Source organism: Microbacterium sp. UBA3394 (assembly GCF_002358725.1).
GTDB classification, from domain to species: Bacteria; Actinomycetota; Actinomycetes; order Actinomycetales; family Microbacteriaceae; genus Microbacterium; species Microbacterium luteum.
This window is the reverse complement of the sequence record NZ_DEPK01000223.1, coordinates 1-4,641: the sequence shown is the minus strand read 5'-3', so window position 1 is coordinate 4,641 and position 4,641 is coordinate 1. Positions and strand designations below refer to the sequence as shown.

Below are 4,641 nucleotides of genomic sequence, written 5' to 3'. Positions count from 1 at the left end.
TCGGAAGACCAGGACTTCGAGAAGGCAGCGGCGCTGCGCGACGAGGAGAAGAGCCTGCTCGCCGAGCGGCTGCGCCTCGAGAAGCAGTGGCGTTCGGGCGAGGTCTCATCGCCCGCGGTGGTCGACGAGGGTCTGATCGCCGAGNNGATGCCGCCCTCGAGCGTCGCTTCCAGCCCATCCAGGTGAACGAGCCGGCTCTGCCGCACGCCATCAACATCCTGAAGGGCCTGCGCGACCGCTACGAGGCGCACCACAAGGTGCAGATCACGGATGGCGCGATCGTCGCCGCCGCGAACCTCGCCGACCGGTACATCGCCGACCGCTTCCTGCCCGACAAGGCCATCGACCTGATCGACGAGGCCGGCGCACGCCTGCGCCTGTCGATCCTGTCGAGCCCGCCGGAGCTGCGCGAGTTCGACGAGAAGATCGCGAAGGTCCGCGAAGACAAGGAGACCGCCAGCGAGGAGCAGGACTTCGAGAAGGCCGCGTCGCTGCGCGACGAGGAGAAGTCGCTGCTGGCCGAGCGCCTGCGCCTGGAGAAGCAGTGGCGCTCCGGCGACGTCGCGAGCCACGCGGTCGTCGACGAAGGTCTGATCGCCGAGGTGCTCGCGCAGGCCACCGGCATCCCGGTGTTCAAGCTCACCGAGGAGGAGTCCAGCCGCCTGGTCTTCATGGAGAAGGCGCTGCACCAGCGCGTCATCGGCCAGGAAGAGGCCATCGCCGCGCTGTCCAAGACGATCCGCCGCCAGCGCGCGGGACTGAAGGACCCGAAGCGGCCCTCGGGCTCGTTCATCTTCGCCGGACCCACCGGTGTCGGAAAGACCGAGCTGGCCAAGGCGCTCGCCGAGTTCCTCTTCGACGACGAGGGTGCGCTGATCTCCCTCGACATGTCGGAGTTCGGTGAGAAGCACACCGTCTCGCGGCTGTTCGGTGCCCCTCCCGGGTTCGTCGGGTTCGAAGAGGGCGGGCAGCTCACCGAGAAGGTGCGCCGCAAGCCGTTCTCGGTCGTGCTCTTCGATGAGATCGAGAAGGCCCACCCCGACATCTTCAACTCGCTGCTGCAGATCCTCGAAGAAGGTCGCCTGACCGACGGTCAGGGCCGCATCGTCGACTTCAAGAACACCGTCATCATCATGACCACGAACCTCGGTTCGCAGGCGATCGCCGGCGGCCCGGTCGGCTTCCAGGTCGAGGGTGACACGTCCACGTCGTACGACCGCATGAAGGGGAAGGTCAACGAGGAGCTGAAGCGCCACTTCAAGCCCGAGTTCCTGAACCGCGTCGACGACATCATCGTGTTCCCGCAGCTGAACCGCGACGAGCTCATCCAGATCGTCGACCTGTTCACGAAGCGCCTCAGCGAGCGTCTGCTCGACCGTGACATGACGATCGAGCTGTCGATGCCGGCGAAGGAGCGTCTCATCGAGGTCGGGTTCGACCCCGCACTCGGTGCCCGCCCGCTGCGCCGCGCGATGCAGCACGAGATCGAGGANNNNCGAGAAGATCCTGCACGGCGAACTCAACCCCGGCGACCACGTCAAGGTCGACGCCGAGAACGGCCTCTTCCTGTTCGAGCACGGTCCCCGTGGCGAGAAGGTCTCGGTGGGCGTGGGTACCGCGGGAGAGATCACCGCGACACCGGACATCGCCGCCTCCAGCTGAGGCCACGCGACACGAGGGCGGATGCCCGTCGCACCCTCCCGGGAGGACCGGGGCCGGTGCGACGGCATCCGCCCTTCCGCATGCCCCCGGATCCTGCGGCGTATGGTGGAGGGATGGCCGAATACGTCGTGCGTCCTGCCCGAACCCGCGATGTGCGGCCCATCCAGGCGATGCTCGAGCCGTACGTGCACAAGCGCATCCTGCTCGGCAAGGACCTGGTGGTGCTCTACGAGGCGGTGCAGNNCGCGATGCAGCACGAGATCGAGGATCGCCTGTCGGAGAAGATCCTGCACGGCGAGCTCAACCCCGGTGACCACGTGAAGGTCGATGCCGAGAACGGCGTCTTCCAGTTCGAGCACGGTCCGCGCGGTGAGAAGGTCGCCGTCGGTGTCGGCACCGCCGGAGAGATCACTGCGACGCCGGACATCGCCGCCTCCAACTGACGACGAACGAGGGCGGATGCTTCCGCCTCGACCAGGATGACCGGTCGAGGCGGACGCATCCGCCCTTCGTCGTGTGCGGAGCGTGCGGCGTAAGGTGGGGGGATGGCCGATTACGTCGTGCGTCCCGCCCGAACCCGTGACGTGCGGCCCATCCAGACCATGCTCGAGCCGTACGTCCAGAAGCGGATTCTGCTCGGGAAAGACCTCGTGGTGCTCTACGAGGCGGTGCAGCAGTTCTTCGTGGCGGAGGACGCCGACGGCAACCTGATCGGATGCGGTGCCCTCCACGTCATGTGGGAGGAGCTCGGCGAGGTGCGCACCCTCATCGTCTCGGACGAGTGGCTGCACAAGGGGGTCGGCACGGCGATCGTCGACGCTCTCGAGACGCAGGCGCGTGACCTCGGCCTCACCCGCCTGTTCTGCCTCACGTTCGAGGTCGAGTTCTTCTCCCGTCGAGGGTTCGACGTGATCGGCGAGCAGGTGGTCGACCCCGATGTCTACTCGCAGCTGATCCGCAGCCCTGACGAGGGAGTTGCGGAGTTCCTCGATCTCGCCCACGTGAAGCCGAACACGCTCGGCAACACCCGGATGCTCAAGCACCTCTGACGGTGTCGCGCACCTCCTTGGGCGCGCCCATAGGGCTCGCACGGCGTGCGTGCGTACCCTGGAGAGCATGAGCGGCGACACCCCGCGCAGGCGGCGACACTCACCGGCGGTCTATCGTCGCCGGCGCCTGGCCGTGCTGCTCCTTGCGCTGCTCATCGTCGCGGGCCTGGTGTGGCTCTTCGTGGCACAGCCGTGGCAGGCGTGGGCGTCATCGGAGGAGGCGCCTGCGCCGACGGCGACACCGGCCGCCTCGTCTGCGACGCCGACATCGACACCCGATCCGACGGCGACTGTGACCACGCCGGCTGCGGAGACCCCGGAGCCGGAGGAGTCCGAGACGCCGACCGCCACGCCGTGCGTCGCGCGCGATCTGACCGTCGAGGCCGTCACCGACAAGTCCGAATACGCCGCGGGGGAGAATCCGCTGCTGTCGATCCGGCTGACGAACAACGGCGCCGACTGCACGCTCAACGTCGGGACGGCGGCGCAGGCCTTCACCGTCACGAGCGGATCCGACACGTGGTGGCGGTCGACCGACTGCCAGAGCGAGCCGAGCGACATGCTGGTGCTGCTCGAGGCGGGGCAGACGGTGGAGAGCTCAACCCCGGTCGAGTGGGACCGCACGCGGTCGTCGGTGGACACCTGCTCGGATGCCGGACGACCCGGTGCGCCCGGCGGCGGCGCGTCGTACTACCTCGACGTCGAGATCGGCGGCATCGGCTCGACGGAACCCGCGTACTTCCTCCTGTACTGAGGAAGAAACTCTCAGCCGGTATATCGGTCTGTCCCCCGAAAAGGGGACAGATACACTACCGCGCGCGGGCTAGACTGAACAAGCTTCGGTGTACGTCTGGAACTGTCCCCAGCAGCTGATCCTTCCCAGTGGATCACCCAGCGGGCCCGAAGCCTGCTCCGGCCTCGGTCGTGAGCATGACGTGGGGCCGAGTCGATCCCCCAGTTCGCCTCGTCCCCACGTCCCCCCTTTTTTCTCGCTGCTGCCGGCGCCGATTACGCTGGAACGATGGCGTCACGCAAGAAACGCGCGAAGGCATCCGAGCCGGTGGACTTCCGCAACACCCAGCTGACGGACGCGCTGCAGACCCAGGACATGGCGGCCGTCGCCTTCGCCCTCCGGCACGGCCCCACGGTCGTGCCGCTCATGACGGTCGGCGATCGTGACAATCCGCTCGATGTCGGCGAGGTCTGGACCTACCGCGACCCCAACACGGGAGACGTCGCGCTCCTGCTGTTCAGCGACGCCGCCCACAAGCCGGAGACCTTGCCGCCCGGTGTAGCGCTGCAATCGCCGCAGTGGCTGCGCGCCTTCCTCGCCGCGCACGAGAAGGAGATCACGACGGTCTTCCTCGACATCGCAGGTCCGCATCCGATGCAGGCGTCGCCGACGGATCTCGTCGCCGCCCTCGACGCCTGACTCAGGCGGTCAGAACCGCGGCGGCGGCTCCGTCGGCGCGGGCGCTGCGTGCCGTTCCATCGTGCGGAGAGCAGCCGTGACCGTACGTTGCTCGGCATCGACCACGGAGGTGTAGCCCAGACGCGTGGCCTCCGTGCGGCGCTGCGCCGCCTGGGCGACCGGCCGGATCTCGCCCGAAAGGGTGAGTTCTCCGATCGCGGCGGTGCCGCGGGCGAGGGCACGGTCTTTCAGGGAGTTGGCGATCGCGACGGCGATGGCGAGGTCTGCCGCGGGCTCGGCGAGGCGCACGCCGCCCACCGTCGAGACGTACACGTCGTGCTGCGAGAGGGGAAGCAGGGCGCGCTTCTCGAGAACCGCCAGGATCATCGCCACGCGAGCGCCGTCGACGCCGTTGACCACGCGGCGCGGGTTCGGTGCCGCCGTGCCGATGGTGAGCGCCTGCACCTCGACCGGCAGCGCGCGGCGGCCCTCGAGGGCGATCGTCACACACGTGCCGGG

General features: G+C 68.2%; 4 protein-coding genes and 2 pseudogenes. 5 read left to right on the top strand and 1 reads right to left on the bottom strand.

Annotated elements, in window-relative coordinates:
* The 5 genes and pseudogenes from B4E30_RS16545 to B4E30_RS13620 all read left to right on the top strand — a co-directional run.
* Positions 1-150: pseudogene (locus B4E30_RS16545) on the top strand (UvrB/UvrC motif-containing protein); the annotation flags it as partial.
* Positions 147-1,662 (top strand): annotated as a pseudogene (locus B4E30_RS13635) (AAA family ATPase); the annotation flags it as partial. The pseudogenes B4E30_RS16545 and B4E30_RS13635, both read left to right, overlap by 4 nt.
* 545 nt (positions 1,663-2,207) lie before the next feature.
* A complete protein-coding gene (locus tag B4E30_RS13630; RefSeq protein WP_286795614.1) occupies positions 2,208-2,711 on the top strand; it encodes an amino-acid N-acetyltransferase in 504 nt (167 codons plus the stop codon).
* A gap of 67 nt (positions 2,712-2,778) precedes the next feature.
* Positions 2,779-3,465, top strand: a complete 687-nt coding sequence (locus B4E30_RS13625; RefSeq protein WP_286795613.1) for a hypothetical protein — start codon at positions 2,779-2,781, stop codon at positions 3,463-3,465.
* A 267-nt stretch (positions 3,466-3,732) separates the two neighbouring features.
* The gene (locus B4E30_RS13620) at positions 3,733-4,143 is read left to right on the top strand and encodes a dehydrogenase (protein ID WP_286795612.1); all 411 of its coding nucleotides are present in this window, start codon (positions 3,733-3,735) and stop codon (positions 4,141-4,143) included.
* A gap of 9 nt (positions 4,144-4,152) precedes the next feature.
* On the opposite strand, the gene B4E30_RS13615 is transcribed toward B4E30_RS13620, so the two are convergent.
* A partial coding sequence (locus B4E30_RS13615) for a magnesium chelatase domain-containing protein (RefSeq protein WP_286795611.1) occupies positions 4,153-4,641 on the bottom strand: 489 nt, incomplete at its 5' end.